The organism is Bradyrhizobium sp. (genome assembly GCF_035570375.1).
Taxonomy (GTDB): Bacteria; Pseudomonadota; Alphaproteobacteria; order Rhizobiales; family Xanthobacteraceae; genus Bradyrhizobium.
This window is the reverse complement of record NZ_DATMLW010000187.1, coordinates 1-25,899: the sequence shown is the minus strand read 5'-3', so window position 1 is coordinate 25,899 and position 25,899 is coordinate 1. Positions and strand designations below refer to the sequence as shown.

Below are 25,899 nucleotides of genomic sequence, written 5' to 3'. Positions count from 1 at the left end.
CAGGTCAGGCTGCGGACTTCGACCTACGCGCGAGATTGGACGTCCGCTATAGCTTGGCAGCAGCTCAAGCGGGCATCGCGGGAGGTCCGAGTCGGGTCAAAACCGGTAATGCTCCGACCGAGCGGAACATTTCCGCTTAGCACTCAAGACCGGACATCTTCGCGTTAATGAGTACACGCCCTAGGTCGCGCACCGAGCGGTATGTTCTGGACGAAACCATTATTTGAGCCCGGGCGACGCAGTCGCGGCATAGCTATCAAGCACATCCGCCGGCACCATGTGCCGGTCGATCTTCAATTGTTCGGGCGACAACCCCAGCGCCAAACCGACCAGTTGCGGGAGGTGCAGAACCGGCATGTCCAGTTTCTGATCGATGTCCTTTTCCATTTCGGGTTGAAAGCTGTCGAGCACGGTGTGACACAGCGGGCACGGCGTGACCATCGCCGTTGCACCGCCGGCCTTTGCCGCCAGCACATGCTGCCCGGTCAGTTTGATCGCAACCCGCTCGTCGTGAGCGGCGGTATGAAATCCGCAGCACTCGGTGCGGCCGCTATACTCGATCGGCAGGCAGCCGAGGATTTCGGCAAGCCGCTCGAGGGCGCGGTTATTCCGGGAATCGACAAAGCCGTAACGACCCGGCGGACGGGTGATATGGCAGCCGTAAAACGCGGCGACCGTCAGACCGGCGAGCGGATTGACCACCTGCTGGCGCAGCCGCTGCTCGCCGATATCCTCGTGCAGGACCCAGAGGAAATGGCTGATCCTGGTGCGCCCGCTGTAATGCAGGTTTTCTTCGGCGAGCCTTGCATTCACCGAGGCCGCGAGTTCCGGATCGCTGACAAAGGCCGCATGCGCATCCAGCACGTTCAGGGTGCAGGTATTGCAGATCGTCATCAAGGGCAGGCCATGGCTTTCCGCCAGCGCCAGGATCCGGACGTTGAGGGCGTAGAAGCCGGCCGGATCGATCGCGCGCAATTCGCGCGCTCCGGTGCAGCTGGCCGATTCCAGTTGCACCAGGTCGAGCCCGAGCCTTGACGCCACAAGGTGGGTCGCATCGTTGAGCTCGGCGCAGGTACTGCGCGCGGAACAACCCGGGTAATAGGCGAATCTCATGGCCTCCCCGCTCTGTTGCCGAGAAGCCGCATGGCGGCCTCGGCGGCGCCGGTTTTTATCCCGAGGATCGTCTTGATCGGATTGATCTTGCCGCGCGCGAACAACCGCAATATGCGCCGCAGATTGCCCAGGGCGCGCAGTCCCTGAACCCTCAGGATGAGTTCGCCGGGATCAACCCGGCCGCGGCGGGCAACGATGCCGCGCAACGCGAACGAATGCCGGGCCATTTCGGGAACGAGTTGCGCCGCCTTCGCCTTCAATGGCTCGATCACCCGGCTGACGATCGGGATATGGGCCGGACACACTTCCTCGCATTTGTAACAGGACACGCAATCGAATATCCCGGTCAGTGCGAGCGATCGCCTGACCTTCTCCGGATCGTTGCGCGGATCAAGCGCGGTCTGGCCCAACTGAACAAGGGGCGCCGGGCCGGCGAAATCGGTCAGGTTTCCGAGGCCGATCACCGGACACGCGGAGTAGCAACACATGCAACTGATGCAGTCGAGCGCCTTGGAGGCGTCCTTCATCTGCTTGTGCGTGAGCGGCTCGGGAAACTCCCCGTAAGGCTCGCGGCGCTCGATCCACGGCTCCAGGCTCGCGACCTTGTCTTCGTAGCGGCTTCGATCGACGACGAGATCGCGAATGACGGGAAGGTTACGCAGCGGCTCGATCACCATGTTCGGCTCGACCGCTTCCCAGCACGCCAGCACCTCTCGGCCGTTCATCCGGACCGCGCAGGTCCCACACATTTTCGATCCGCAGAACCATCGGAATGCAAGATCAGCCGCGGCATTCTCGGCGATCCAGTTCAGGGCATCCAGCACCCGCATCCATTTCTGGTACGGCACCTGAAACGCCTGGTAGACGTCACCGCCCGCAGGGACTTCCGACCGGCGAACCTTCACGGTCAGCCATTCGCCGGGCGTCAGGCGGCAATTGCGTGCGGCCAGCGAGTCGTGTTCGGCCTGCCCCGACCAGCGGCCATCGACTGGGGAGAGAACGGGCACGGAAGGGTCGGCGGGGGAGATCGATGTCACCAGGCGACCTCAAGATTGTCCCTGCTGGAAAAGCCGGGCGCAAACAGTGGCAGGTCGTAGGGGCGCCGCTCAAACCGCAGGCCGTTGCCGGATTTCTTCAGGACATTGGCGGCGAGCCAATTTTCGTTGTCGGTAAGCGGGAAATCCCGTCGAATGAACGGCCCACGGCTCTCCTTGCGCTCGAGCGAGGAGTGGATGACGAGCTCGCAGACATCGATCATGTTGATCACGTCGATCGCGTCCAGCCACTCGTAGTTGACGGACTTTCCGGTGTTGCGGATTTTCATGCCGGGAAGAAGGTCTGCGCGAATCCGTTCTATGTCCTCGAGCGCCGATCGCAGGTCGGAGGCGTTCTTCTCCACCCCGACTTTTTCCCACATCACTGCCCGGAGGTCTTCCTTCAGCCTGCCCGGCGCCGGCCCATCGCCGGAAGAACTGCGCAGACGATCGAGCCTGCGGCATTCCGCCTCGATCTGCGGTTGCGGCACCGAGGCCGCCTTCAGCGTCGCGATTTCCCGCCCGACGCCTTCGGCAACCACCTGGCCGTCATAGGTTGCGAGCCCGATCAATCCATTGCTGTGGCCGCCTACTCCGCCTGCCGCATAAAGCCCGGGAATCGATGAACGCATGGTGGTGGTGTCGACATCGATTCCGCCCTGCCGGTAGTGCGATGAAACCGCCGTCTCGGCCATGTATGCGGGAAACGGCAGGCCGAGCTGCCGAAATGTCTTGCCATAGGTCGTGTAGGTCTCCACTTCGGCCGGATCGCAATTGTCGAAGCCGGCATAGTAGCCACCCTCGTAGCGGGCCTTGCCGGCACGAACCTGTTTGACCAGCGCCTTCAGCTGTACGGTGTAGGGGCCGAAGGCCAGCGGATCGTCCTTTTGCTGGTTGAAGAACTCTTCGCCCGCTGAGTTGAGCATCCGCGCCGACTTTTCCGAGCCGAGCATCGGGTTCGGATAAATCTGCATCCGCTGCCAGCTCGGTGGGTGCGCCATGTCATTGGTGTGCCACCACTGCATTTCCATGTTGAGCAGGGTCGCACCAGCACGCCATGCCAGCGCGATGCCGTCCGCCGACATCTCCCTTGTGCCGGTGGAGCGCGTATGCAGGCGATCCGAGTAGCCGGTTGCCAGAATGACCGCGCGCGCGATCACGGCCCTGTATTCGCCGGTGATGTAGTTCAGGCAGAACACCCCACCGACCGAACCGTCCGCGTTGTGCAGGAGAGAGGTGGCGACCGTCTCCTCCATTCGCGCGATGCCCGCCTTGATGACCTGCTTCCGGCGCAGGTCCATGAAAGGCACGCCCGAATTGCCCTGAACATTGGCGGCGATGCTGCGGATCTTGCCCGGGCTGGTGACGACCTCGCCGGAATCGTCACGGCGAAAATAGAGGCCTGCTTCCTCCAGCTCCGGATAATACACCTTTTCGACCCACTGCCCGCATCGCTGCGCCCAGCGCTGATCGATCAAGAACTGGTTGTGGTACTTGATCAGGAACTCGGCGGTGTTGCGGGCATGCTCTTCGCTGTTGCCGAGCGCGCGGCCGGAGATCACCAGATTGCCGGCGAACAGCGAGGCCCCGCTCTTGCCGACCAGCCCCTTGCAGATGATCAGAGGCTTGATGCCGAGCTTGTTCAGGTTGAGCGCGGCATAGCAGCCGGCAGCACCTCCTCCGATCACGGCAACATCGGTCGTTACGACCTGCATTTCACGCCCTTAAAGCTCAGATAGCTGGAGCCACCATGCGCCATATTTTCACGACGTCAGCCTTTCCGATATGGTTTTCTTGCATTGTTTTCGTTGCGCGGGAAAACGTTTTGACTAGGTGCTGGCCGAGCGGGTTACGAACACATCGTCTCTTTATTCGACAAGGCCGAGCTCGCGCCTGTTGGCGCGCAGCATTTTCATCTGCGTTTTGCCTGGAGGAGATTCTGCTGCGCCGGAACCGAGCAGGTGCGACCCCTGGATGGTTTTGAAGGCAAGAGGTTCCCGTCAAAACCGAACTCGGGCCTGTCAAAAAACCGGGGGTACGGCAACGGTGAATACCCTGCTGCTCGCGCAGGACCGCCGATTGCGCAATCGGGGTGGGTAACCTGATTGCGGGCCGAGCGGTTTGGTCAAGCGGCAAACATCCTCACCGTTGCCGGACCCGCGCGTTGCGTTCAGCGCCGCGAGGCGTCAAACCGCCCCCGCCTTCTGCGCGTGTTCCCAGGAGGCCTTGGCGAGTGGCACGGTGCGCTTGGCCGATTCCATGGCCTTGGCGCTCGCCGCGGTGCCGTCGCGGATGCGTCCGGCAATGCCTTGGGTGATGCAAGCGAGACGGAACAAATTGTAGGAAAAATACCAGTTGAGATCCGGCACCGCGCTGCCGGTGACGTTGCAATAGATTTGCGCTGCCTCTTCCAGGCTCGGGATGTTGAGCGCCGCGAGGTCGGCATTGGCAAGACCCGGCATGGTCCATTGCATCAGAAGATAGGTGAAGTCCGCCATCGGATCGCCGAGCGTGGAGAGCTCCCAATCCAGAACCGCGATCACCCGCGGCTCGGTGGCATGGAAGATCATGTTGTCGAGGCGATAGTCGCCGTGAACGATCGAGACGCGATCCTGCTGCGGCACCGTGCGCGGCAGCCACTCGATCAGGTTTTCCACTTCGGGAATGTGTTGCGTCTCTGAAGCGCGGTATTGCCTGGTCCAGCGATCGACCTGACGCGCGAAATAATTGCCGGGCTTGCCGAAGTCGCCAAGGCCAATGCTCTGCGGATCGTACTGGTGCAGCTTGGCCAGGGTCTCGATCTTGCTGTTGAAGATCGCGCGGCGCGCATCGCGCGTCTGGCTTGGCAGCGCCGGATCCCAAAACACGCGGCCTTCTTCCATCGACATGATGTAGAAAACAGCGCCGATCACCGCATCGTCGGTGCAAAGCGCATAGGCTTTGGCGACCGGGAAGCCCTGGCGGCCAAGGGCTGCGATGACGCGGAATTCGCGATCGACCGCATGCGCCGACGGCAGCAGTTTTCCGAACGGCTTTCGCCGCATCACGTAGGAGCGGGTGGGCGTGTCAAGCCGGTAGGTCGGGTTCGACTGCCCGCCCTTGAATTGCAGGACGGTCAGCGGCCCCTGATAACCCTCGACGTGCTCGCGCATCCAGCCCTCAAGGCGCGCCTCATCGATCCGGTGCCGCTCCTCGACCGGTTTGGTGCCGGAAAAGTCCTCGTCGTTCCTGACGCCTTCGGCCACGGTGACGCTCCCTCAATATTCTCGGGAGCGCCATTTTGCGCGCTCCCGCTACCAGCCTGCGTCATCAATCCTCATGGCGAGGAGGCGTTTGGCGCCGTCTCCGGACGATGCTTCGCATCGCCTTGAGAACCATGAGGCCCGATTTCGGCCCGCATCCTTCGAGACGCTTGCTGCGCAAGCTCCTCAGGATGAGGGAAAAAGACCGGTAGTGACACTCAGCTTAATGCGAAGTGGGAGCGTTTGCATACTTCCGAAGTTCAAGTCTGGCAATGGCGCGGTTATGGACCTCGTCCGGCCCGTCGGCGAGGCGCATTGTGCGCATCGAGGCGTAGTCGCGTGCGAGACCCGCGTCGTCGGAGACGCCTGCGGCGCCGAACGCCTGGATCGCGTGGTCGATGATCTTCAGCGCCATGTTGGGCGCCGCCACCTTGATCATGGCGATCTCGAGTTGGGCTGTCTTGTTGCCGACCTTGTCCATCATGTCGGCGGCCTTCAGGCACAACAGCCGGTTCATCTCGATGTCGGTGCGGGCCTCCGCGATGCGCTGCTCCCAGATCGAATATTCGATGATCTTCCGGCCGAAGGCGGTGCGAGAGGACAGCCGCTTGACCATTTTCTCCAGCGCTTCCTCGGCTTTGCCGATGGTGCGCATGCAGTGATGGATGCGGCCGGGACCGAGGCGCCCCTGCGCGATCTCGAAACCCCTGCCCTCACCGAGCAAAATGTTGCTGGCGGGAACCCGGACGTTCTCGAGCAGCACCTGGGCGTGGCCGTGCGGCGCGTCGTCGAAGCCGAACACGGACAGCATTTTTTCGACCTTGATGCCTTTGGCATCGAGCGGCATCAGGATCTGCGATTGCTGCTGGTGGCGCTGCGCCTTCGGATCGGTCTTGCCCATCACGATCGCGATCTTGCAGCGGGGATCGCCGACGCCCGAGGACCACCATTTGCGGCCGTTGATGACGTAGTGATCGCCATCGCGCTCGATACGCGTCTCGATGTTGGTGGCGTCGGAAGATGCAACCGCCGGCTCGGTCATCAGGAAGGCGGAGCGGATCTCCCCGTCCATCAGCGGCCGCAACCATTGCCGCTTGTGCTCTTTGGTGCCGTAACGCATCAGCACCTCCATGTTGCCGGTATCCGGCGCGGAGCAATTGAACACTTCGGAGGCCCAGCCGATGTGGCCCATCTCCTCGGCGAGCGGGGCATATTCGAGATTGGTCAAACCCGCGCCGCGGAACTCGTCGTCCTCGTGCGAAGAAGGTGGCAAGAACAAGTTCCAGAGCCCTTGCGCCCTCGCCTTCTTCTTCAGTTCCTCGACAATCGGGATCACCTTCCAGCGCGGGCCCGTTTCGTCCTGCTGCCGGTAGATGGGCACAGCCGGGCGTACATGTTCCTTCATGAACGACTGCACCCGGTTGAGCCATTCGCGCTGACGTTCCGACATGGTGAAGTCCATTTGGCGTTCCTCACATTTGGACAAGATTGGTTGGCGGCACTGTCTGCCTGCCGCCGGTTCACTGCAAGATTGTTAGTCGCGTCGCCGAAAGCCCGCGAGCTCTCCGGACGGCAACGCCGCCGGCGCGGTGACGCTTCGCGCGCATTGACAACCGAGCCTTCAAACCATAGTTTCATACAAACGTTTGAATTGCAACGCCCCCATTCGGGTATGAGATGCCGTCAGACCGGACCCGAGCTTCCATCCTGGAGGCCGCCGAGCGGCTCTATGCCGATCGCGGCTTCTCCGACGTCACCCTGCGCGACATCGTCGCCGCCGCCGGGGTGAATCTGGCTGCGGTGAATTACCATTTCGGCTCGAAGGACGAGCTGATCGCCGAGCTGTTCGTGAGCCGCAGCATCGCCACCAATCGCGAGCGTCTCAACGAATTGAAGGCCGCGGAAGCGGCAGGCGGCGGCCGCGCGAACATCGACGCCATCCTGCGGGCACTGGTCGGGCCGATGGTGCGCGGCTGTCTTGGACCGGAGAGCGAGCGATCGACGGCGGCCCGCTTCATGATCCGGGCGTCCATCGAATCCGTCCCGCCGATCCGCCGCATCAAGAACCGCGAGATCGATCATTTGCGGAAATTTGCCGCCGCGATGCGGCGATCGCTGCCGGATTGCAGCGACGCCGACCTCTATTGGGGCCTGCATTTCGCGCTCGCGATGGCGCACCAGACCATCCGCGACAGCGAGCGGCTGACCAAGCTCTCGGAGGGGATTTGCGATCTTCACGACGTCGAAGGCGTCATCGCGCGCATCGTTGCGGTTTCGGTGATGGCGCTGACGGGAAGTGCGCCCAACCGCAAGACTTTCGAATCCGCCGGTCTCGAACGCGCCGTTCGCTAGCTCATATGCAGATGAATTGATCGCGCCCGGTCGGGCTCGGCGAGCGGCGCAAACGCCCGCCAATTTCAACGATACTTCGTCCATGATCGTAGCATTGCGTTGCCGATCGCCGTTATTTGAGGCGTAACGGTGAAGATCGGGCCATCATGCTCCAGGACACCTGGACCAGCAGCTTTTATGGTTGGCGAGTTGTCAGCGCCGCGTTCGTCCTGGCTGTTTTCGGGCTCGGTACCGGGTTCTATGGCCCGCCCATTTTCCTGAATGCCGTGCAGGAGGCACGGGGTTGGTCGTTGCTTCTGGTGTCGTCAGCCGTGACCACCCATTTCCTGATCGGCGCGGTAGTTACCGCGAATCTGCCAACGTTGTATGCACGCTGGGGCACCACCAACGTCACACGCCTTGGTGCCCTTTCGATCGCACTCGGCGTCATCGGCTGGGCCGCCGCCTGTCATCCCTGGCAGTTGTTTATGGCTGCAGCTTTAAGCGGTGCGGGCTGGGTAACGATGGGGGTCGCCGCCATCAACGCGATAGTGTCTCCCTGGTTCGTGCGCTCGCGCCCCACGGCACTTGCCGTTGCTTACAATGGCGATGGCGCAAACCTGGGGGGCGTAATTTTCACACCGCTTTGGGCCACGGGCATCGCCTTATTCGGTTTCATCCTGACGGCGGCAACAATCGGGACCGCAACCGTCGCCGTCGTCTGGATCTTGACAAATCGCGTGCTGTCGATAACGCCGGAAATGCTGGGAACGAGGCCCGATGGCGGTGCTCCTGGCGCATCAGCTACGCCAATCCCTCAACCCCCGTCCCGCGGCCCGTTATGGCGCGATCCGAAATTTCAAACGCTGGCAATGGGAACGGCGCTCGGTCTTTTTGCTCAAATCGGATTGCTGGCCCATCTCTACTCCCTGCTCGTGCCGACGCTCGGCAAACAAACCGCTGGGCTGGCGATGGGAGCGACCACCGCCCTGGCCGTGCTCGGGAGAACACTGATCGGCTGGCTTATGCCGCCCGCATGTGATCGGCGGTTGCTTGCTGCGGCAAGCTATGGGCTTCAGGTCGCGGGCTCGTTCGCCTTCATGGCTGCCCAGGGCACGAATGTCCCCGTGATCATTGCGGCCATTGTCATGTTCGGATTGGCGTTCGGCAACGGCACGTGGTTGCCGCCACTTATCGCGCAGGTGGAGTTTGCGAAGGAGGAAGTACAGCGTGTGGTCGCGCTGGTCGTCGCTATTTCGCAAGGGGCCTACGCCTTTGCTCCTGCCACTTTAGGCCTGATCCATGATCTTTCGGATCAAGTGTCCGTCCATCCAGGCACGGCGCCAGCCGTGTTTATCGCGGCCGCATTGATCCAGGCGCTGGCCGCGTCAGTCTTTCTGATCGGCCGCAAAGCCTGAGCTCCATCCGGCGAATGTTACATCGGCCCACGGCGGCGGCGTTGACGAGCCGCACGCAAAATGCGCTTCGGAGGCCTCCCCTCCTCCGATCGAGGCTTGGATAACTTCGAATTGCAATAAAGCTGTCATGCCACCCCGCTAGTTTCCCCGCCGTTTTTCACTCTGGGGAGAACCAATATGCGTGGAAGAAAGTACGCGCCGGGCAAAACGAAGCTCGGCCTGATGGCTGGCGTAGCTGCTGCTGCACTCGGGGCGTTGACGGTGAATGCCGGTGCCGCCGATCCGGACAAGAGCGTCGACAAGACACCCACGACGACGCCGATCAAGCATGTCATCGTCGTCATCGCCGAGAATTCCAGCTTCGATCACGCCTTCGGGACGTTCCGCCCGCGCGATGGTCAGCATATTGCCAATCTCCTGTCCAAGGGCATCGTCAACACTGACGGCACGCCGGGACCGAACTTCAAGAAGGCCGCCCAATTCACGGTGTCGCAGCAGCCCAAATATTTCATCAGCGCGCCGGATGTCAGCAAAACCGCCTTCACGACGCTGCCGCCACCTAACCTGAATGGCGTGCCGGTGGCAGGCAGCGATAGTCACCCGCCGCCGTTTGCCACTGTTGCCGCAGCACAGGCGGCCGAGCCGAGCCTTGAGCCCGAGGACGCCGTGCTGTTGACGACCGGTGCAAGCGGCATCACGATCAAGCCGGAAACGACGAACGGGCAGCCCAACGGCGTGCGCAATCCCGACACGCGCATCCTGAACGTCACCAATCTGCCGAACGGTCCGTTCCAGCAGACGGCAAAGGACGCGCAGGGCAACGGGCTTGCCTACGATGCCTATACCGAGGACACCATTCACCGCTTCTTCCAGATGTGGCAGCAATCGGACTGTACGGTCTAGCACGCGACACCCGAAAATCCGTCCGGCTGCCAGGCCGACCTTCTGCCCTACGTGATCACGACCTTTGCGGGTCTGGCGGAAGAAGGCATGGGCACGTCGATGGCCTTCTTCAACATGAACCAGGGCGATGCCCCTGTTCTGAAGAAACTTGCGCAGGAATTCTCGATCGCCGACAATTATCACCAGGCGGTGATGGGCGGCACCGGCGCCAATCACATCATGATCGGTACCGGCGATGTCTACTTCTTCAACAATACCTTCGCGGAAAACGGCATCTTCAACGCGAACAGCTTCCAGCCCGTGCCGCCGCCGCCGGTGCCGGGCGCGATCCTGGGATTGCCGTCTTTCGTGACCATCTCGCTGGTGGCGAATCCGGACCCGGTGCAGGGCTCCAACAACGTCTACAAGAACGACATCGCCGCCACGCTCGGGGAATATGTCAACTGCTCGGATCCGGCCCAGCCCGGCGTTCCCGCCATCACCAGCTATCTGGCAACGCTACCCTACAAGCTGTCGCCGACGAGTTGCGCGCAAAACACCTTCTACGCGATCAACAACTTCTTCCCCGGTTACCACCCCAACGGTACGCCGGCGAATCCGTTGTCGCCCAAGCAGGCGGCGGACGGCAGCGACTTCTTCTTCATTCCGCCGCAAAACCTGCCGACCATTGGCGATGCGCTGAACGCGAAAAATGTCTCGTGGGCTTATTATGGCGGCGGCTTTAATGCAGCGGTTGCCGGTCTGCCCAACGCGTTCTGCCCGATCTGCAACCCGATGCAGTATGCGGCTTCGATCTACGGCAATCCCGCCCAGATCAAGGCGCACACGGGTGACATCACCGACTTCTTCACTGCAGTGGCCAACGACAACCTGCCGTCGGTTGCCTTCGTCAAGCCCAGCGGCCTCGTCGACGGACACCCGCAATCCTCCAAGTTGAACCTGTTCGAGGCGCTGCTCGACAATATCGTCGATCAGGTCAAGGGAAAGCCGGAGTTGTTTGCGGAGACCGCGATCATCGTCACCTGGGATGAAAGCGGCGGCTTCTACGATTCGGGCTTTATCCAGCCGGTCGACTTCTTCGGCGACGGCCCGCGCGTGCCGCTACTCGTAATCTCGCCGTTCTCGCACGGCGGCCGCGTGGTCCACACCTATTACGACCACGTCTCGATCACCAAGTTCATCGAGCGCAACTGGGGGCTGAAGCCGTTGAGCTCTCGCAGCCGCGATAATCTTCCCAATCCAATCATGGACGAGGATGACAATCGCTACGTGCCGCGCAACATGCCGGCGATCGGCGACCTCATGGAGATGTTCCACTTCGGCGATCATGACGACCAGGGTCACGACCACGATGGCTAGGCGTTAGTGCTTGAAAGGGTTCGGTTCACCTCTCCCCGCTGGGGAGAGGTCGATTTGCTCCTGGCGATGCGAAGCATCGTCCGGTGCAAATCGGGTGAGGGGCCATGCTCTCACGAGGTACCGTACCCCCTCACCCCAACCCTCTCCCAAAGGGAGAGGGAGTAGCACTTCCAATGCGAATGCAGCCTGAGCCAATCTGATAGCGCGTTTGTGGCAGCGCGCAGGTGCCGCCCGAACATTCAGGTAAGCCCGAGCATTTGCCGCGCTTCGGTTGGCGTTGCGATCGCAGCGCCCAGGCTCTTCAATATCTGCACCGCATGCGCCACCAATTCGGCGTTGCTCTTGGCCAAAACGCCTTTGGACATATAGAGATTGTCCTCCAGGCCGACCCGCACGTGGCCGCCGAGCACCAGGATTGCGCCACCATCGGGAATTCGGAGCGGCCGATGCCGAAACCGGCCCAGATCGAACCCTCCGGCAACAGGTCGCGGGCATAGAGCATGGTTTCGGGCGAAGGATCGAAGCCGTATTTGACGCCGAGCACGAGCGTGCACAATGGCGGCCCCCGCAACGTTCCTTCCGCGATCAGGTCGCGTGCCAAGTGGATGTCGCCGGAATCGAACAACTCCAGTTCCGGCAACACGCCGGCTGCGCGCATTCGCGCCGCCATCTTCCGCACGTTGGGGGGCGTGTTGATCACGACCTGTCCGGCCGAATTCATGGTGTTGAGATCGAGCGTACAGATCTCCGGGCGCAGCGGTTCGATATGCTCGACCCTCTTCTCCGGCGCCATCAGGGTGGTGCCGGGACCTGCGATCTTCGGATCTTCCTCCGACGGCACGAACCGCCCGCCCGGCCCCGTGGTCAGATTGATGATCAGGCTGGCGTTGCGGGCGCGGATGCGGTCCATCACATCGCGATAGAGGTCGATTCCCATCGAGGGCCGGCCGGTCTCGGGATCGCGCACATGAATATGGGCGATCGCAGCTCCCGTTTCCGCGGCCTCGAGCGCGCTGTCGGCGATCTGCTGCGGCGTGATAGGCAGATAAGGCGATTGTTCGGGGCGCGTCAGATTGCCTGTGATCGCGCAGGTGATGATGACCTTCTGGTGAGGTTGATGTGCCATGTGCCTTCCGTCGACTGGAATGACAGGAAAGTGATGAATAGCCTAACCGAAACGCCCAGGCGAGTACCGGCCAGGCCCAGCCGTCATGTCAGTCGGGCGGATTGAAGGTCCGCGCGAAATAGATCGGGGATTTGGTCTTTTTCAGCCGGTATAGCTGCGCAGGGCGATTGGGTCCCTTTCGCATTCTTGCCACCGGCTCTATCAAATCCGCGGCGAGCATCCGCGTCCGAAACGCGCTTTTCTCTAGCGGGCGATCGAGCACGATTTCGTAAACCCGTTGCAGGTCCGGCAATGTAAATTCAGGCGGCATCAGATAAGCCGGTAGCGAGGTATATTCGACCTTGCTGCGCAGCCGCTGAATCGCAGCCGCCACGATAACATCATGATCGAAGGCAAGCCTGGGTTTGATCCTGCCAACACGGACGGGAAACCACTGCGCATCGGCGGCAAGAGGGCCACCTGCCGGAACGGCTGGAATGAGCGCGAAGTAAGCATGCGTCGCAGACCAGCCGCGCGGATCGCGATCGGCGCTTCCCCAGCTTCCCAATTGCTCCAGATAAGGACTTACCACGCCCGTCTTGTCCCTTAGTTTGCGGATCGCGCAAGCTTCGAGGTCCCTGTCCCTGGCAATGTCAACGAAGCCGCCCGGCAAGGCGAATGAATTGGGAAACGGCTCGTCTTCGCCTGCCCCGCGTTTCACCAGGAGGACATGAAGCGTATCGTCCCTGACGGCAAAGATGACAACATCGACCGTCGTCAGAGGCCTCGGAAAGTCCGCCACTTTCCGGCGACCGCCATCTTCCTTCTGGTTTTCTTCTGCCACGTCCGCAATCCCTCGCCTTGTTCGCTCTTGACAATAACAGGCTTAGTTGTATTGTACAACTTACTTAGTTGTCCAGAGCAACTTATATCGCCTGTCATGAAGGGAACGCGCCATGCTTGGAATTCGGTTCGTCAAAGCCCAGCCCACAATCTACCTGATGAAATACCGCGCCGGGGCGGTGACCCGGGAGGGCGCCGGCCTCTCTACCCTCTACTACGCGCCCGTTACTTCCCTTGTCGCGGTGCCGATCGGAAGCCGAGATGCCGCCTTTATCTTCCAGCAGATCGCGCGAGACTTTCAGGCCCTCACCGTCCAGGGCCATGTCACCTATCGCATCGGTGAGCCAAAGAAGGCCGCGTCCATGCTCAACTTCACGCTCAAATCGGATGGCAAGACCTATGAGTCGGACGACCCGGAAAAATTGCCCCAGCGCATCCTCGGCTCGGTCGAGGTTTTGGCCCAACAGGCCGTAAAGGACCTGACGCTGAAGGACGCCCTGCAGGCCTCAGATCGGATCGCCAACACCATTATGGCCGGGCTCAATCACCGGGCCGACATCGCGTCCCTCGGGCTCGAAATTCTCGGCGTGTCGATAAGGGGCATCAAGCCTACACCTGACACTGCCAAGGCGCTCGAGGCCGAGGCACGCGAGGCAATTCTCAAGAATGCCGACGAGGCCATTTTCGCTCGTCGCAACTTTGCCGTGGAACAGGAACGGGCCATTCGCGAGAGCGAGCTAGACACCGAAATTGCCGTCGAACTGAAAAAGCGTTCCATTCGCGAAACGCAAATGGACGCCGCGGCCAGCGTCGCCGCGAAGCAGAACGAGTTGAAGCAAGCCGGCATGGTCGCCGACATTACGCTGGAGGGCAAGCGGAAGGATTTCGTCGCGCTCAACGCCGAAAACACGCGGACTCTGGCGGATGCGGAAGCCTATCGGGTCGGCGCATTGATGAAGATATTCGAAGGCGTGGATACCAGGGTGATACAGGCCTTGGCCGCAGCCGGCATGCAGCCGGCTCAATTGATCGCCCAGGCCTTCACCGGAATTGCCGAAAAGGCCGAGCGAATTGGACAGCTCAACGTGTCCCCTGACCTGCTCAATACCCTGCTCGACAAGTCAAAGCCGACGGAGGTGCCCAATGTCCGCCGACAATGATCGCAAGGTGGTCCTCATCACCCGGAAGACGAGGCTCGAGGATCTGATCGCCAAATATCTGACGGAGGCCCAAGCCCGGTTCTATCTCGAGCATTTGGGTGCCGATTTCTCCGACTATCAGCGCGAACACGACGTCTATCTCGAACAGCAGCAGCGTACGGTTCGGACCCTGGAGCAATGGGGCCGTTACCAGATTATCGATCGGGGTTTTCTGCCCAACTTCATCTTTGGCCCCTCGGACATCGTGGTTGCGCTTGGCCAGGACGGGTTGGTCGCCAACACCATGAAATATCTCAACGGCCACCCGCTGATCGGCCTCAATCCCGATACCGGACGCTATGACGGCATCTTGTTGCCTTTCATACCGGACGACCTTGGCACACTGTTACCGGAAGTCGCAGCCGAGAAGCGTGGCGTCAAAGCGGTGACGATGGCCAAGGCCACCTTGGCAAACGGTCAGGTGCTCTATGCCGTCAACGACCTCTTCATCGGCGCACGCTCCCATACTTCCGCGATTTACGAGATCGCGGCCGGAACGCGGAAAGAAACGCAATCGTCGAGCGGACTCATCGTTTCAACCGGTCTCGGGTCGACGGCGTGGTTCAAGAGCATCATCACCGGCTCGCTCGCGATCGCCGGCGCATTCGGCAGCCCGACCGAAAGTCCACCCTATTTGCCGCAGCCCTGGGATAGCAGCGAATTACGGTTCGCCGTTCGCGAGCCCTTTCCGAGCCGGAGCTCCCAGGTCAGCCTGGTCTACGGGCGGCTGATGAAATCCGAGCGGTTGCAGGTCCGCTCCCTGATGCCGGAGAACGGGGTCATCTTCAGTGACGGCATCGAAGCGGATCGGCTCGATTTCAATTCCGGAACCGAGGTGCAAATCACCCTCGCAGATCGCGAGGGCCGACTGATCGTCTGACTGCGGCCTCGCATGGCTCTCAAGAGGTATCAACCCTTCTTCTTGATACCGTTCTTAACCGCCTTCTTTGCCCGCTTTTCTTCCGCCGCCTCGATCTCCTCCGCCGCCCTTTTCATCGCCCGCGCATAGCTATCGGCTGCATTCTCCGCCGTGACCTGCAACCGCCTTGCCGCGGCGTTTGCCATTGCGAGCGTTGTCTTTGCGATTTGCCTGAAACGATCCTTTGCCCCCTTGTTCCCGGCCTTGGCGGCCAACCCCATCAACCGCGCGTGCCGCTTCTTCGCGGCGTCCATCAGGCTCTTGCGTTGCTTCTTGCCGATGGACCGAATGAGAATTTCGAGGTCCGCTTCGGCCATTTTTGTCCTCTTCGGGTTTTGGTTCAACGTGGCGGGATGAGCTTGCGAGGCGCCGCAGTGGGTGAAAGAAACCGAACCCTCGTATTCCCTTTGGGAGGGATCTGTCGGGAGGGATTTGGCCTTCAACATCGTTTGGAATTGGTCAGACAGATCGTTTCAAAATTCCTCGTTGAGCGCAAGCGGCTTGCCATCTTGCCCGAGCAAAGGCGTCGCGAGCTCAGGCTGCACGCCGGTTCACCGGCTGGCGGGATCACTTCTTCAGGCCTATCTCACAAAGACCATCCTTGGGCTGCACCAGACCGAGGTTCGACCATGACGGCGAATGACGACGGCCCACTCGATGGGCTGGTGCGGGCCATCGAACACGCCGAGGAATTAGATCGCATATGGTTCGACGAACATCCGCGCCGATGCTTCCGCCTGCGGTACATGGTGATCGGCGAGTTCGGCTTGCACCGTGGAGACCCATACCTGGGGATATGGCATCTTGCCTATACGATCGTCTATCGCTTTCGGTCGGGACGCAGGAAAAAGTGGCCAGTCTGGGTTAGTTTATTTTGAGCAGGTCAAGCGCCCACTTCATCGCCGCTTGTCCTGCAAGGCTGAGCGCGGCCTATGGGCCGGCCGGAGCAAAACATGCCGACGATAAGACGCTGCCGAGATAACGAGCATGACGCGCTGCTGCGGATCATCAACCTGGCTGCAAAAAAATATCAGGGCGTTATCCCCGCCGACCGCTGGCACGAACCCTATATGGACGCCGATGAGCTCACTGCAGAGATATCGGCTGGCGTCGAGTTCTGGGGTGCGGAACTCGATGCCGTTCTCGTCGGCGTCATGGGTGTTCAAGAGGTTCTGGATGTCGATCTGATACGGCATGCTTATGTGCTGCCTGCATACCAGGGCAAGGGCATCGGTGGTGACCTGCTGACGGAATTGTGTTCGCAGAGATCGCGACCCATTTTGGTCGGCACCTGGGCCACCGCGAGCTGGGCTATCGATTTTTACAAGCGCCACGGCTTCGGCGTTGTTCAACCGGAGGAGACAAAAGCGCTATTGAAGAAGTATTGGACCATTCCGGACCGGCAAATCGAAACCTCGGTGGTGCTGCGAAGAAAGTGAGCCGTTCCTGTTTTCGGCAAGCGCAAACGCGGTTTTTTCCTCGGCCGGCCGAAAATTCACGACGGCTTTGCTCTATCCAGAAATGGCTGCCACGATAGCGCCTCGCGCCTGGCCTCGTTCAAATGCCCATCCTCCAGAAGCTTTCCGACGCATTTGAAATATTCGTGAAGGAATGACGCGTCCGGCAACTCGTACATGCGCTCTCCGGGCACCCACAAACCGAACTTTCTGGCGGAGATGAGCGCAGAGGCAATCGCAGGTCTGAGATCACGCGCATTGTCCGGCCATCCAGAAGATGCGGTTTGATTGCTGATGCTGTCTGAAAGGCTGCGAAATCTATAACCCAGGCTTCGGAGCTCAAAAGCTCTTCTTTCGCCGGCCTTGCGGGTCGAGGTTTCCAGTGAAATCCCGATTACGATGCCGGTCATGAAGACCAAAGCGGATTCGAACCAACGCAGGTGGCTAATCTCGACGAGCTTGTTGGAAATTGCCGTGGCCACGGCGTTCGGCTCGGTGAAGATGTTTTCCGCGAACCATTTTTCGAGCGCTGTGCCGATCAGAGGGATCAGCAGAAGAGCCCATATCACGAAAAGCAGCGATTTGAGCCATTTGAACATTGGTTGTCACGCTCGAAAAGCATAGGTGAGGAAAGCCGCAGCCTAGAGCGGGTGCGCGGGTGAGGCAAAAACCTTGGGCAGGTGTCTGGATGCTTTAGCACGGTGGGTCTGGATGAAACCGGGGCGTCGCGACAAGTACCTGAAAAGACTGGAGCGGTGAAGGGAATCGAACCCTCATATTCAGCTTTCGGAAAACGAGCAACCTTTGCCCGGCCCGAATGTTCCCAGGACATGCATCCGGGAGAAAGCCGCAATCAACGCGAAACCGCGCTATGCGCTCAAGGCGGAATTGGCAGAAGGCAATGACTGACGATTTTTGGTGGCAGCGCGGAATTTTCTATCAGATCTATCCGCGCTCCTTTCAGGACTCCAATGGCGACGGAGTCGGCGATCTCAAGGGCATCATCGGCAGGTTGCCTTATCTTAGAAGGCTCGGCGTGGATGCGATTTGGCTCTCGCCGATCTTTCCGTCGCCGATGGCCGATTTCGGCTACGACATTTCCGACTACACCGGGGTCGACCCGGTCTTCGGGACCATGGTGGACTTTGACATGCTGATCGAAGCCGTGCACGCCGGCGGCCAGAAGCTGATACTCGATCTCGTGCCCAACCACACCTCCGATCAGCATCCCTGGTTCATCGAAAGCCGCAGTTCGCGCTCCAATCCGAGGCGCGACTGGTACATCTGGCGAGATCCCGCAGCAGTCGGGGGGCCGCCCAACAACTGGCTTTCCGAGTTCGGAGGCAGCGCCTGGCAATATGACCCGCACAGCGGCCAATATTATTATCACGCCTTTTTGGCCCAGCAGCCCGACTTGAACTGGCGCAATCCTGCCGTGCGGCGCGCGATCTACGACGTGATGCGGTTCTGGCTGCGCAAGGGCGTGGATGGCTTTCGGGTCGATGTCATTTGGCACCTGATCAAGGACGACCAGTTTCGCCACAACCCGTCGAATCCGAATTTCCGGGAGGGCCAGCCGCCAAATCAGGCGCTGTTGTCCCTCTACACAACCGACCGGCCTGAGATCCACGAGGTGGTCGCCGAAATGCGGCATGTCATCGACGAGTTCGAGGATCGCGTTCTGATCGGCGAGATCTACCTGCCGATCGAGCGGCTTGTTTGCTACTATGGAAAGGAGTTGCTCGGCGCCCAGATGCCCTTCAACTTTGCTTTGCTATCGGCGCCCTGGAACGCACGTAGCATCGAACAGATCGTCTCCGAATATGAGCGGGCCTTGCCGAAAGGCGCCTGGCCGAACTGGGTCCTCGGCAATCACGATCGTCCGCGCGTGGCGAGCCGCGTTGGCCCGGCGCAGAGCCGCGTGGCCGCCATGTTGCTGCTGACTTTGCGCGGTACGCCAACGCTCTACTATGGCGACGAGATAGGCATGCGCCAGGTCAGCGTCGCGCCGGCTCAGGTACGTGATCCCTTCGAGAAGAACGTGCCGGGCATTGGCGTCGGCCGCGACGGCTGCCGCACGCCAATGCAATGGGATGCGGCGGTTAACGCCGGATTTTCGACTGCCACGCCCTGGCTGCCGCTCGCCGACGAATCATTGCACGAGAACGTTCGCAACCTCGAAGCCGAAGAGACTTCCATCCTTAGTCTTTACAAGGCACTGATCGGTTTGCGTCGGCGGACCCCGGCGCTGATCATCGGCGACCACGAGCCAATCACCGCTGAGAACGACCTCCTGATCTATCGCCGTAGAAAGGATTCGTCGGTGATGGTCGTTCTGAATTTTGCAGCCGATCCCGTCTCGGTTGATACGCAATCTATCGGGCTGCGAGGCGAGATTTTGCTTTCCACCTTCATGGATCGCGGGGGCGAAAGAATATCAGGTGTACTCGACCTTCGCGGCAACGAGGGTGTCGTCGCAAGCTGCTCTCCAGACTAGGGCATGGTTGGAGGAAGTTCCGAGGGCGGCGGCGGAACCTGGGGCTTTGGTTTCACTTATTAATAATGCTCCGCCGCGAGGCCGTATCGATGACGACTCAATGATCGATGATCTCTGGTACAAGAACGGCGTAATTTATTGCCTGTCCGTCGGCACCTACATGGATGCAAACGGCGATGGCGTCGGTGATTTCAAGGGGATGTTGCGTCGTCTCGACTATCTTCAGGGATTGGGCATCACAACCATCTGGCTGATGCCGTTTCAGCCATCGCCCGGCAAAGACGACGGCTACGACATCTCCGATTATTACAGCGTGGACCCTCGCTACGGGACGCTTGGCGACTTTGTCGAGTTTACCCACGGCTGTCGTCAACGCGGCATCCGCGTAATCATCGATCTCGTCGTCAATCACACCTCCGATCAGCACGCCTGGTTTCGCGCTGCGCGAAGCTCAAAGGACTCGCCGTATCGAAATTGGTATGTCTGGGCAGACAAGCGGCCAGCCAATGCGAACAAAGGCATGGTTTTTCCGGGTGTTCAGAAGTCGACATGGACCCACGACAAGCAAGCCGGCGCTTGGTACTTCCATCGCTTCTATGATTTTCAACCCGACCTCAATACCTCGAATCCGCTGGTACAGGCAGAGATCCTCAAGATCATGGGCTTCTGGATTCAACTTGGCGTGTCAGGATTTCGTATGGACGCGCTTCCTTTCGTGATTGCCAAGAAAGGTGCGAAGGTCAAGAAACCAGTCGAACAATACGACATGCTGCGCGCATTTCGTGAGTTTCTGCAATGGCGCGAAGGCGACGCGATCATTCTCGCTGAAGCCAACGTGCTGCCGAAAACCGACATGGAATATTTTGGTCGCGACGGCGACCGTATGCACATGATGTTCAATTTCCATGTCAATCAGCATCTGTTCTATGCCCTGGCGTCTGCCGATAGCCGCCCTTTGGCAAAGGCGTTGGTGGAGACCAGGCCGCGGCCAAGTACCGCGCAATGGGGAATGTTCCTGCGCAACCACGATGAACTCGATCTTGGCCGGCTTACGAGCACGCAGCGAGACGCGGTATTCAAGGCCTTCGGACCCGGCAAGGAGATGCAGCTTTATGGACGCGGCATACGCCGCCGGCTGGCGCCGATGCTGGGAGGTGATCGGAGGCGTATCGAACTCGCCTACAGTTTGATGTGTACCTTGCCGGGAACGCCAGTGATCCGCTATGGCGACGAACTCGCTATGGGCGACGATCTCAGTCTGCCAGAGCGCAACTGTTCGCGCACGCCGATGCAATGGTCAACTGAACAACATGCCGGCTTCACGGGGAGCAACAGGCCCTGTATGCCAGTCATCGACAAGGGCCCTTATGGCTATGAACATGTCAATGCCGCCAAGCAACGTCGCGACCCGAACTCGATGCTGAACTGGACCGAACGTATTCTCCGAATGCGCAAGGAGGTCCCTGAGGTTGGCTGGGGAGACTTCGAGGTGATCCGGACTCGCGACCCGGCCATTCTGATCATCCGCTACGATTGGCGCAATAACTCAGTCCTCTTCGTGCATAATCTTGATGAGAGGCCTCGCGAGATCTCCTTTTCGGTCGGACTTTCCGGAGAGAGCGGCGAGCTTCTTGTCAATCTGCTTTCTGAAAATCACAGCCGCGCCAGTGCTCGCGGAAGGCACAGACTGCTGATCGAAGGCTATGGCTACCGTTGGTACCGGATCGGCGGGCTCGATTATCTGCTGAAACGCACTGACATCGACACCGACCCCACCGCAGAGGCGAGTCACCCTGGAGGTTAGACAGACGGACTTCATCATTAACAATAGACGGTCTTTGTTCAGTGGCTGCTGGTCGCTCTATGTTTTTTCTGCCGGCAATTGGCGTCGCCGTTTTCTGCGGGCGCCGGAATGTGATTGATGCAGGTCGGTGGACCGTTCTACCTTTTGGGTAATGGCGAATCTTCGCAAAATAGCGGTGTCGACCTTGTCGGTGCTTTGGATTATGGCCGCGACAACTCTGCCACCCGCGACTGCCCAGCAAGCGGCGCTCTCCGAGGGGGAGCGGCATGGGCTTGCGGCGTGTCTGGTAAAATGCGCCGATGGCGACAAGGTATGCGTCAATCGCTGTATGTCGCAATCTCAAACCAAGCGCATCGCGTGGAGCGATGCCACACGCGCCTGCATCAGGGCTTGTCGGATCCAAAATGCGGCTAAGGAGGTGATATTTGGTTGCGTGTCGGGCTGCCTTGATCGAATGCGGGGATCCAAGCACCAGGTCAAGATGAAGAACCGGCAACATCCGGCGACGGACCGGGTGATGGAACGCGTCAGTTGACCGCCGCTCCCCACGATGGTCGGGATGGCCGGGTCAGCGGTTACACCTCCAGCTGCGATGTCCAGGACGGTCGGTGAACCAGTGACGGCCCCGCTCGCCACACACCGGATCGCTCGCCTCGGCGCGTTCGGTGCGGCTGCGTTGGGGCGTTGGGTCCGGTTTCGGTGGCGGCAGCTGCTGTTCCTGCATGATGTAGGCCGGCTGCGGCGGCTGCGCCTCAGCGGGATGGTCCTGCCGATGATTGGAATGGTGCGCACCGGATGCAGTCGATGGTGGGCGACGAGAGGTTCATCCGCCTTCGTAGCGGCGCCCGCTGGCGCGCTCTTTCTTGCGGGCGACTGCGCGATGAAAGCGGTGATCGCGACAGCGCAGCAAATGGCCGCGACAACGACGGCAAATAGGGTCAGCCGTTGGATGCTCAATGGCTCTCGCTCCAGCGTCATCGCTTGGGAGCTTGGCCAACTGGAATGGGAAGTCAGCGTTCCTATGGCGGGCTCACTTTTCCTTTCGGGAACCTGCCATATCGGTTCTGACGGATGGGACATTTTGAGGGCCCGTCTCTGGCAGTTCTGCGTCACCTCCGCGGCGCGCGCCGATCGCCGCGCTTTCGCCGGCACCGACGGTTGGGGCCCGGAATAGAAGCCGCAAAGGCAAATTCACTCTCAATTACTTCGAGCTGAGCCTGGAAAAAACGGCCGTCAGTCAAAGCTCATTTAAGCCTTGCGCTCGGCACGTTCTAAATTCAGCCATTTCGCGCAAGCCTGCCGGAAGCCGGCATTGGCAGTGAGTTCATCCCGATCAGCAACCTCGGCAGATCGACAATATTATCTTTCTTACTTTGGCGTCTTGGCGGTCGATGATGGGACTGGTCCCGAGCAGCGGTCCCTTTTGACGGCTGTTGCCAACACCGTCTGAATTGCGCAGCACGTCACAGTACGTACCAGCAGCGCGCAGCGCTGCGCATAATTTTTCCGCCGCCGCCCGGGTGTCCTCGCCGACCCGGACTCGTGCTGCACCTGCGTGGCCGATGACTCCGCGTATGACGACGTGCGGCTCGCGGTCGGCGACGATTGCTGCGTACTTCGGCAGCCATTCACGGTAGCGAGCAAGCGCGTTTTCTGGTGCTGTCCCGCCGACGATCTCCACGCCCCAGGGCTTGATGGTTTTGGGTTTTGGCTGGGATGCTTCGCGGTGTGGCGGAACCAAGGCCATAGCGGCCAAATCGCACGGGACGACTTCGAGGGAGGGCATCTCAACCAGGTTCGTTGCGGTGCCGGCCGTCCATTCTTCAACAGAACGACCGGTCACAATCCGCACATACGCCCGCGTTTCCCGCGGAAGCTGCCGATGGCTGCTAAGCCAATCGTGAACGCGTCCAGATCCGGCATTGTACGCGGCTGCAGCAAGGCCGAGATTGCCAAATTCACGGCGCAGATCACGCAACAACTGACCGGACTTGGTGATCGCGTCGAGCGCATTGAACGGGTTTTCGAGACCGCTCGCTCTTGCAGTGGCCGGCATGAATTGAGCTATGCCCTGAGCGCCTTTCCGGCTGATCGCGTCCGGCTTGAAACGACTTTCCTGCCAGATCAGTCGGGCGAAGAAGTCGACCGGCAGTTCATTGGCCGCCGCCGCCGCGCCGAGCGCATCACAAAGGTTCAACGGAGCGGCCGGCTCCTTGGTTTGTTTCGTGTCGTGATTTTCTGCTGGCTGACCGTTGTTGTCAGACGGCGGTTGTTGCACCGGCTTCGGATCCTCCCCTACGTCCGATGCAAGTGCGGGGCACCCGCTTACCGCTACCGCCGCGAACAGAAGCAGTCTCAGCAGGAGGCCGATGACCGGGCTTATCCTGCCGGGCGCCAGTGCTTGAGTAAGCTCAACTCTCATGACGACCGCTTTTGCGGAGTCGGGGTACGCGAAGGCATACCCCATAACTGCCTCAGGTTCTAGGAAGTAAGAAACAAACACCCAGGCAACGCATCGTTCCAGTTTTGAGGAACCGAGGACACAGGATGACAAACCATCGGGCCGGTCGCGGGCCTTCACGCCGCCCGGTGCGCCTCGTTACGTCTCATGGCCTGCGTCAAAATCGTCTTCGAAGCGCAAATGCTTCACGCTGCGGCCACGGCGCCGTACAAGCTTTAAGGCCTCTATCCCGATTTTGATATGTCTTTCGACGAAGTTCGCGGTCACCACCTGATCCGACGCTTCGGTCTTCACACCCTCGGGGATCATTGGCTGATCGGACACAAGAAGCAGTGCGCCAGTCGAAATGTGGTTGGCAAATCCGGCGGCAAAGATTGTTGCGGTCTCCATGTCGATCGCCATGCTTCGTGTACGACGCAACTGATCCCTGAAGCGATCATCGTGTTCCCAGACACGACGATTGGTCGTGTACACAGTACCCGTCCAATAGTCGTGACCGAGATCGCGGATCATTGTCGACACCGCGCGTTGCAACTCGAACGCGGGCAGCGCTGGGACCTCCGGTGGCAGGTAATCATTCGAGGTCCCTTCGCCCCGAATCGCCGCAATGGGTAGAATCAGGTCGCCAATCTGATTTTTGCGTTTCAGCCCGCCGCATTTGCCAAGAAACAATACGGCCTTCGGCGCAATAGCACTTAACAGATCCATCACGGTCGCGGCATTCGGGCTTCCCATGCCGAAGTTAATCAGCGTGATTCCATCGGCAGTCACGTTAGGCATCGGTCGATCTACGCCCTTTACCAAACCGCCGTGCAGCGTGGCGAACCATTCGACGTAATTGTCGAAGTTGGTCAGGAGAACATATTCTCCGAATTCAGCCAGCGGCGTGCCGGTGTAGCGCGGCAGCCAGTTTTCCACGATGTCCTTTTTCTCTTTCATCGCCTTTGGTCTCATTTGCGGGCGCGTAACAACATAGCACCATCGGTGCCGTGGATAGAAACGCTCCCGCTGCACCGGGCAAAGAACACGTAGGCCTTTTTCAACAGAATCGAACGCGAAGCTCGGGGACGAAATCGGCGCAAACGGCGAGCCCCGGAAGCTGGACCTTCACTTTGTCCGGCCGCCATGGCGGTGCGACCGAGTCGATGGACTCCGAGCTGACCGAGTTGGGGCTGATGCAGAAAGGCCAGTGGTCGTCACGAAGGCCATGCCGGACTACCTGCATGGCAACGGATTGGCTGAAAACATTGGAGCGGGTGAGCCAGCGATTTCACCGCTACTATCAATTGGGGCGATGGAACGACGAGCACCGGCACGTGTCCGGCGCCAACGCTGCGTTCTCAGTTTCTGGTTCGCGCATCTACACCGCAGCCGGACAGGACAGCGTGATCGCAGGAGCACCAATTCGACAGGCCGCTTGAGCCAGAAACGCAGCGTCGCAAGTGTCCACAAAATCCAAGCCGGGGGTTCGAGTCAGGGGAGCGCTACCTACGTTCCCCCCCGACAGGATTTGCCCGGGTTTCTGATCTCGGCGGCCTAAAATGCGACAAAGCTACCCAGCGACGAACTTTTTATACAGCCAATGACGGCCGTCGTGACGCCGCCAAACTTTTCCGCGCACAAGCCGACCGGTGATTGTGCGTCTCGGTACGATGACACTGCACAAATGCCAGGTCGTTGCCCGTGACGAGCGCTGGTTCAATCCAAGCACTCGCACGTTGATCGCTGTGAAGCTGATGGATGCCATGGTGTGACCCCCCCTTGGCTCGATCGACCACGCGGATTTCTTAAAGGAATGTCCGGCCACAGTGGGCAACAAAATGGCGACTTTCGGCCGGATTTGCGGTGAGTGCGATATTTTTGTCGCGTCAGCCACCACGTAGCGATCAGCGGTGACCGATAGTGGGCTGTCGGGATCTCGGGCCCAAGTTCATTTGCTCAGGTTGCGGCTGGCGGGGCGCCGACATGCGGCCGGATTTCAGTGGGAGCAAAAGGTCCTGCGGGCGTGCCGCACTGAATAAGCGTTGTGTAGCCTCAACATTTTGACAGGTCACACACCTCCAATACCTTCAGGGATCGCTGGAGAACACAGTTGGAGAACTCATCATCGCCGATGCAGGTATCGATTTCTTTGTTGGTTTGACCCGTTAGACAATCAGCGTAGTTGCGGTCCTTTCCTTCCCCGAACTTCTGTCGAAATTTGGTGAGGCAAGT

The 25,899-nt window shown here is 60.1% G+C and carries 23 protein-coding genes and 1 pseudogene; 12 read left to right on the top strand and 12 right to left on the bottom strand.

All coding sequences use genetic code 11. The annotated features are described in order from the left end of the window. Positions 1-219: 219 nt before the first annotated feature. The 5 genes from VNX23_RS20010 to VNX23_RS19990 all read right to left on the bottom strand — a co-directional run bounded on the left by VNX23_RS20010 (position 220) and on the right by VNX23_RS19990 (position 6,851). Positions 220-1,113, bottom strand: coding sequence for a CoB--CoM heterodisulfide reductase iron-sulfur subunit B family protein (locus tag VNX23_RS20010; RefSeq protein WP_325632810.1), 894 nt, complete (start codon positions 1,111-1,113; stop codon positions 220-222). Then, the gene (locus VNX23_RS20005; protein ID WP_325632808.1) at positions 1,110-2,150 is read right to left on the bottom strand and encodes a succinate dehydrogenase/fumarate reductase iron-sulfur subunit; all 1,041 of its coding nucleotides are present in this window, start codon (positions 2,148-2,150) and stop codon (positions 1,110-1,112) included. The genes VNX23_RS20010 and VNX23_RS20005 overlap by 4 nt, the downstream gene beginning before the upstream one ends. Then, a complete protein-coding gene (locus VNX23_RS20000; protein ID WP_325632806.1) occupies positions 2,147-3,862 on the bottom strand; it encodes an FAD-binding protein in 1,716 nt (571 codons plus the stop codon). Before VNX23_RS20000 ends, VNX23_RS20005 begins: the two co-directional genes overlap by 4 nt. A 471-nt stretch (positions 3,863-4,333) precedes the next feature. Beyond that, the gene (locus VNX23_RS19995) at positions 4,334-5,392 is read right to left on the bottom strand and encodes a phosphotransferase family protein (RefSeq protein WP_325632805.1); all 1,059 of its coding nucleotides are present in this window, start codon (positions 5,390-5,392) and stop codon (positions 4,334-4,336) included. A gap of 220 nt (positions 5,393-5,612) precedes the next feature. Next, positions 5,613-6,851 (bottom strand): acyl-CoA dehydrogenase family protein, encoded by a 1,239-nt coding sequence (locus VNX23_RS19990; protein ID WP_325632803.1) that lies wholly within the window; start codon positions 6,849-6,851, stop codon positions 5,613-5,615. A gap of 215 nt (positions 6,852-7,066) precedes the next feature. Between VNX23_RS19990 and VNX23_RS19985 the strand changes: the two genes are divergently transcribed. The 4 genes from VNX23_RS19985 to VNX23_RS19970 all read left to right on the top strand — a co-directional run bounded on the left by VNX23_RS19985 (position 7,067) and on the right by VNX23_RS19970 (position 11,400). Next, a complete protein-coding gene (locus VNX23_RS19985; RefSeq protein WP_325632801.1) occupies positions 7,067-7,741 on the top strand; it encodes a TetR/AcrR family transcriptional regulator in 675 nt (224 codons plus the stop codon). Between the two features lie 146 nt (positions 7,742-7,887). After that, entirely contained in the window at positions 7,888-9,138 is a 1,251-nt protein-coding gene (locus tag VNX23_RS19980) for an MFS transporter (protein WP_325632799.1), read from the top strand. Between the two features lie 177 nt (positions 9,139-9,315). Then, entirely contained in the window at positions 9,316-10,041 is a 726-nt protein-coding gene (locus tag VNX23_RS19975; RefSeq protein ID WP_325632797.1) for an alkaline phosphatase family protein, read from the top strand. 87 nt (positions 10,042-10,128) lie between these two features. Next, positions 10,129-11,400: an alkaline phosphatase family protein gene (locus VNX23_RS19970; RefSeq protein WP_325632795.1), complete on the top strand. Its 1,272-nt coding sequence runs from the start codon at positions 10,129-10,131 to the stop codon at positions 11,398-11,400. A gap of 239 nt (positions 11,401-11,639) precedes the next feature. Here the strand turns inward: VNX23_RS19970 and VNX23_RS19965 are convergent. Next, positions 11,640-12,526, bottom strand: a pseudogene (locus tag VNX23_RS19965) (3-keto-5-aminohexanoate cleavage protein). 88 nt (positions 12,527-12,614) lie between these two features. Continuing rightward, entirely contained in the window at positions 12,615-13,349 is a 735-nt protein-coding gene (locus tag VNX23_RS19960) for an NUDIX hydrolase (protein WP_325632793.1), read from the bottom strand. Positions 13,350-13,461: 112 nt separating this feature from the next. Between VNX23_RS19960 and VNX23_RS19955 the strand changes: the two genes are divergently transcribed. Both VNX23_RS19955 and VNX23_RS19950 read left to right on the top strand, forming a co-directional pair. After that, on the top strand, positions 13,462-14,508 hold the full coding sequence (locus VNX23_RS19955) for an SPFH domain-containing protein (RefSeq protein ID WP_325632791.1): 1,047 nt from the start codon (positions 13,462-13,464) through the stop codon (positions 14,506-14,508). Then, positions 14,492-15,427, top strand: coding sequence for a sugar kinase (locus VNX23_RS19950; RefSeq protein WP_325632789.1), 936 nt, complete (start codon positions 14,492-14,494; stop codon positions 15,425-15,427). The genes VNX23_RS19955 and VNX23_RS19950 overlap by 17 nt, the downstream gene beginning before the upstream one ends. Positions 15,428-15,456: 29 nt before the next feature. Here the strand turns inward: VNX23_RS19950 and VNX23_RS19945 are convergent, their stop codons facing one another. Next, positions 15,457-15,783, bottom strand: coding sequence for a hypothetical protein (locus VNX23_RS19945; RefSeq protein ID WP_325632787.1), 327 nt, complete (start codon positions 15,781-15,783; stop codon positions 15,457-15,459). A gap of 138 nt (positions 15,784-15,921) precedes the next feature. Between VNX23_RS19945 and VNX23_RS19940 the strand changes: the two genes are divergently transcribed. Continuing rightward, complete coding sequence (locus VNX23_RS19940) at positions 15,922-16,344, top strand: hypothetical protein (RefSeq protein WP_325632786.1); 423 nt, start codon at positions 15,922-15,924, stop codon at positions 16,342-16,344. Positions 16,345-16,398: 54 nt separating this feature from the next. Further along, positions 16,399-16,905 (top strand): GNAT family N-acetyltransferase, encoded by a 507-nt coding sequence (locus VNX23_RS19935; RefSeq protein ID WP_325632784.1) that lies wholly within the window; start codon positions 16,399-16,401, stop codon positions 16,903-16,905. Positions 16,906-16,961: 56 nt separating this feature from the next. Here the strand turns inward: VNX23_RS19935 and VNX23_RS19930 are convergent, their stop codons facing one another. After that, entirely contained in the window at positions 16,962-17,522 is a 561-nt protein-coding gene (locus VNX23_RS19930; protein WP_325632782.1) for a hypothetical protein, read from the bottom strand. A 302-nt stretch (positions 17,523-17,824) separates the two neighbouring features. Between VNX23_RS19930 and VNX23_RS19925 the strand changes: the two genes are divergently transcribed. The 3 genes from VNX23_RS19925 to VNX23_RS19915 all read left to right on the top strand — a co-directional run bounded on the left by VNX23_RS19925 (position 17,825) and on the right by VNX23_RS19915 (position 22,398). Then, positions 17,825-19,420: an alpha-amylase family glycosyl hydrolase gene (locus tag VNX23_RS19925; RefSeq protein WP_325632781.1), complete on the top strand. Its 1,596-nt coding sequence runs from the start codon at positions 17,825-17,827 to the stop codon at positions 19,418-19,420. A 100-nt stretch (positions 19,421-19,520) separates the two neighbouring features. Next, positions 19,521-21,224: an alpha-amylase family protein gene (locus VNX23_RS19920; RefSeq protein WP_325632780.1), complete on the top strand. Its 1,704-nt coding sequence runs from the start codon at positions 19,521-19,523 to the stop codon at positions 21,222-21,224. A 592-nt stretch (positions 21,225-21,816) separates the two neighbouring features. Further along, positions 21,817-22,398, top strand: a complete 582-nt coding sequence (locus tag VNX23_RS19915; RefSeq protein ID WP_325632779.1) for a hypothetical protein — start codon at positions 21,817-21,819, stop codon at positions 22,396-22,398. A gap of 159 nt (positions 22,399-22,557) precedes the next feature. Here the strand turns inward: VNX23_RS19915 and VNX23_RS19910 are convergent, their stop codons facing one another. Both VNX23_RS19910 and VNX23_RS19905 read right to left on the bottom strand, forming a co-directional pair. Beyond that, positions 22,558-23,805 carry a lytic transglycosylase domain-containing protein gene (locus VNX23_RS19910; RefSeq protein ID WP_325632778.1) on the bottom strand — a complete coding sequence of 416 codons (1,248 nt, stop codon included), beginning with the start codon at positions 23,803-23,805 and terminating at the stop codon, positions 22,558-22,560. Positions 23,806-23,823: 18 nt separating this feature from the next. Beyond that, a complete protein-coding gene (locus VNX23_RS19905; RefSeq protein ID WP_325632775.1) occupies positions 23,824-24,624 on the bottom strand; it encodes an AMP nucleosidase in 801 nt (266 codons plus the stop codon). 284 nt (positions 24,625-24,908) lie between these two features. Here VNX23_RS19905 and VNX23_RS19900 point away from each other — a divergent pair, with 284 nt between their 5' ends. Next, a complete protein-coding gene (locus VNX23_RS19900) occupies positions 24,909-25,106 on the top strand; it encodes a hypothetical protein (protein ID WP_325632773.1) in 198 nt (65 codons plus the stop codon). Positions 25,107-25,719: 613 nt separating this feature from the next. Here VNX23_RS19900 and VNX23_RS19895 read toward each other — a convergent pair. Beyond that, the coding region (locus tag VNX23_RS19895; RefSeq protein WP_325632771.1) for a hypothetical protein at positions 25,720-25,899 on the bottom strand (180 nt) is incomplete at its 5' end.

Coding starts and splice junctions, on each gene's coding strand:
- VNX23_RS20010 (WP_325632810.1), bottom strand. CDS start 1,113: ATGAGATTCGCCTATTACCCGGGTTGTTCCGCGCGCAGTACCTGCGCC.
- VNX23_RS19945 (WP_325632787.1), bottom strand. CDS start 15,783: ATGGCCGAAGCGGACCTCGAAATTCTCATTCGGTCCATCGGCAAGAAG.
- VNX23_RS19950 (WP_325632789.1), top strand. CDS start 14,492: ATGTCCGCCGACAATGATCGCAAGGTGGTCCTCATCACCCGGAAGACG.
- VNX23_RS19900 (WP_325632773.1), top strand. CDS start 24,909: ATGGCAACGGATTGGCTGAAAACATTGGAGCGGGTGAGCCAGCGATTT.
- VNX23_RS19985 (WP_325632801.1), top strand. CDS start 7,067: ATGCCGTCAGACCGGACCCGAGCTTCCATCCTGGAGGCCGCCGAGCGG.
- VNX23_RS19905 (WP_325632775.1), bottom strand. CDS start 24,624: ATGAAAGAGAAAAAGGACATCGTGGAAAACTGGCTGCCGCGCTACACC.
- VNX23_RS19955 (WP_325632791.1), top strand. CDS start 13,462: ATGCTTGGAATTCGGTTCGTCAAAGCCCAGCCCACAATCTACCTGATG.
- VNX23_RS19915 (WP_325632779.1), top strand. CDS start 21,817: ATGTCCAGGACGGTCGGTGAACCAGTGACGGCCCCGCTCGCCACACAC.
- VNX23_RS19975 (WP_325632797.1), top strand. CDS start 9,316: ATGCGTGGAAGAAAGTACGCGCCGGGCAAAACGAAGCTCGGCCTGATG.
- VNX23_RS19930 (WP_325632782.1), bottom strand. CDS start 17,522: ATGTTCAAATGGCTCAAATCGCTGCTTTTCGTGATATGGGCTCTTCTG.
- VNX23_RS20000 (WP_325632806.1), bottom strand. CDS start 3,862: ATGCAGGTCGTAACGACCGATGTTGCCGTGATCGGAGGAGGTGCTGCC.
- VNX23_RS19935 (WP_325632784.1), top strand. CDS start 16,399: ATGGGCCGGCCGGAGCAAAACATGCCGACGATAAGACGCTGCCGAGAT.
- VNX23_RS19990 (WP_325632803.1), bottom strand. CDS start 6,851: ATGGACTTCACCATGTCGGAACGTCAGCGCGAATGGCTCAACCGGGTG.
- VNX23_RS19920 (WP_325632780.1), top strand. CDS start 19,521: ATGATCGATGATCTCTGGTACAAGAACGGCGTAATTTATTGCCTGTCC.
- VNX23_RS19970 (WP_325632795.1), top strand. CDS start 10,129: ATGGGCACGTCGATGGCCTTCTTCAACATGAACCAGGGCGATGCCCCT.
- VNX23_RS19980 (WP_325632799.1), top strand. CDS start 7,888: ATGCTCCAGGACACCTGGACCAGCAGCTTTTATGGTTGGCGAGTTGTC.
- VNX23_RS19925 (WP_325632781.1), top strand. CDS start 17,825: ATGACTGACGATTTTTGGTGGCAGCGCGGAATTTTCTATCAGATCTAT.